Origin of the sequence: Hydrogenophaga sp. (genome assembly GCF_018780075.1) — a bacterium.
GTDB lineage: Bacteria > Pseudomonadota > Gammaproteobacteria > Burkholderiales > Burkholderiaceae_C > Hydrogenophaga.
In genome coordinates this window covers 1-2,484 of the sequence record NZ_JADMKB010000030.1, presented here as the reverse complement: position 1 = coordinate 2,484, position 2,484 = coordinate 1, and the positions used below count along the sequence as shown (strand labels likewise).

Here is a 2,484-nt window from a genome sequence, read left to right as displayed (position 1 = left end):
CACCGAGAGATCGGCCGGGGCCTTGTTCCCCCAGTCGCGCAGCGCCGCCAGCTGGGCAAGGAACGCGCTGTTCGTGATCTCCTTGTCACGGTTCTCGGTGCGCTCCTGCAGCCGCGCCAGGAAGGCCTTGCCGGCTTCAATGCCACTGGGTGTTCGCGTGAAGAACAGGAACTGCTTCGGATCCTGTCCGGTGAAGAAGCCCCGGAGGATGTCGTAGAAGGTCACCCCCGCCACGGTGCTGATGCCCTCGCCCCCGGCAGGGCCGGTGCCGGCCAGGACCATCTTGCGGACGAGTTGCGGCTCCTTGAGCACGACTTCCTGTGCCACCATGCCGCCCAACGAGAAGCCCAGCAGGTCCACCTGCTGGAAGCCCTTGGCCTGGATGAAGGTGATGGCGTCGTCCGCCATCTGCTCCATCGAATTGGCCGGTGAACCGCTGCTGGAGCCGATGCCGCGGTTGTTGAACGCGATCACGTGGTGCCTGGCCGCGATGCCGTCCATGATGCGCGGGTCCCAGTTGTCGAGGACGGCGGCCAGGTGCACCAGGAACACGATCGGTGTGCCGCCGTTGTGCTGGCCCATCTCGCGGTAGGTGTAGTCCACGCCACCGGCCGTGATGGTCTGGGTCGGTACGGTTTTCCAGGACAGCTCGGACTTCAGTGTCATCGACGGCTGGCTTGGGGCAGCGCCCGTGGCGGCAGGCTCCGCCGCTCCCGCCGTGAGCGGGTACAGGGGCGTGGACAGGGCAAGGCCGAGGGCAAAGGTGGTGAGCAGGTTTTTCATGGTGGGTCTCCGATCAGGCGCTGAGCGCTGGGTAGTCGGTGTAGCCCTGGGGGCCCGGTGTGTAGAACGTCGCCATGTCCACCGGGTTCAGAGCCGCTTTGCTTTGCATGCGCTCCACCAGATCGGGGTTGGCGATGAAGGGGCGGGCAAAGGCAATGAGGTTTGCGTGACCCGCATGGAGTGCGCTCTCGGCACTGGCCCGATCGAAGCCACCGGCCAGGATGAACACGCCATGGAACGCCACGCGAAGGCGGAACTTGAATTCGGCGGGCACGGGCGGCGCGCCCAGGGCCGAGTGGTCCAGCAGGTGCAGGTACAGGATGCCCAGCTGCGACAGCGCTTCGGTGAGGGCCAGGTATTGCGCCTCGAGGTCGGGGCTCGCGCCCGTTCCGTTGAGCACGCCGTAGGGCGAGAGCCGGATGCCCACGCGCTCAGCACCGATGGCAGCGACCGTGGCGCGGGCCACCTCCAGCGCAAAGCGGTTGCGGCCCTGGATGCTGCCCCCATACGCGTCGCTGCGGTGGTTCACGTTGGCGTTCAGGAACTGCTCGATCAGGTAGCCGTTAGCGGCGTGCAGTTCGACGCCGTCGAACCCCGCCTCGATGGCCAGTTGGGCCGCGCGGGCGTACTCCGCCACGGCCTGGGCGATGTCGGCTTCGGTCATGGCGCGGGGGGCGCTGTGCGGCTGCATGCCCTGGGCGTCGGTGTGCATCTGACCGGGGCAGACCTCGGCCGTCGGCCCCAGCACGTCGGCCCCGGCGGGCAGGTTGGCCACATGGCTCACGCGCCCGGTGTGCATCAGCTGGACGAAGATCTTGCCGCCGCGGGCGTGCACGGCGTCCGTCACCTGCTTCCAGCCCTGCACATGCGCTTCGGTGAACAGGCCCGGAATGCGGGCGTAGCCCAGGCCGTTGGGCGACGGCGAGGTGCCCTCGGTGACGATCAGCCCGGCCGTGGCGCGCTGGCCGTAGTACTCGGCCATCAGCGCATTGGGCGTGTTGTGCTCCACGGCGCGGTGTCTCGTCATGGGTGCCATGACGATGCGGTTGTTGAGTTGCAGGGACGGCGCGGTGAGTGGGGTGAAGAGCATGGCGGTCTTTCTGTTCGGGGGGTGGGGGGGGCGGATGGTCCGGGCCGGGTTCAGTGGCCCTGGGGCATGTAGCTCGGGCGCGGCGCCGTCAGGCCCTGGCGGACCTGTTCGGTCAGGCCGTCGGCCAGCACCTCGTCGGCGCCCGCGGCCAGCCCGTCCAGCGCGCGCTGCACGATGTCTTCGGCGCTGCTCTTGGGCACTTCAAAGCCCCGCGTGAGGTCGGTGTCGACGTACGCCATGTGCAGGCCCAGCACCTGGGTGTTCTGCCCGGCCAGCTCGTGGCGCAGGGCGTTGGTCAGGGACCACGCCGCCGACTTGCTGGCCGAATAGGCGGCCAGTTCGCCGCCATTGACCCACGAGGCCACCGACAGCACATTGAGCAGTGCGCCGCCGCCGTTGGCCTTGAGCACGGGCGCAAAGGCCTTGCTCATGTTCAGCACGCCGAAGAAGTTGGTCTCGAAGAGGCGGCGGGCCACCGCGTCGCTGTCCTCCGCCAGAAAGCCGCCAGGCTGGGCAATGCCCGCGTTGTTGATCAGCAGGGTCACATCGCCGGCCTGCCGGACCGCGGCGGCGATCTGATCGGGCTGGGTGACGTCGAGCTGCAGGGCCTG

3 protein-coding genes are annotated in these 2,484 nt (G+C 68.4%); all 3 read right to left on the bottom strand.

Features of this window, described 5'->3' with window-relative positions:
• A partial coding sequence (locus tag IV088_RS07010) for an alpha/beta hydrolase (RefSeq protein WP_291099662.1) occupies positions 1-783 on the bottom strand: 783 nt, incomplete at its 3' end.
• Between the two features lie 13 nt (positions 784-796).
• Positions 797-1,873, bottom strand: coding sequence for an alkene reductase (locus IV088_RS07005; protein WP_291099659.1), 1,077 nt, complete (start codon positions 1,871-1,873; stop codon positions 797-799).
• Positions 1,874-1,923: 50 nt separating this feature from the next.
• A partial coding sequence (locus IV088_RS07000) for an SDR family oxidoreductase (protein WP_291099656.1) occupies positions 1,924-2,484 on the bottom strand: 561 nt, incomplete at its 5' end.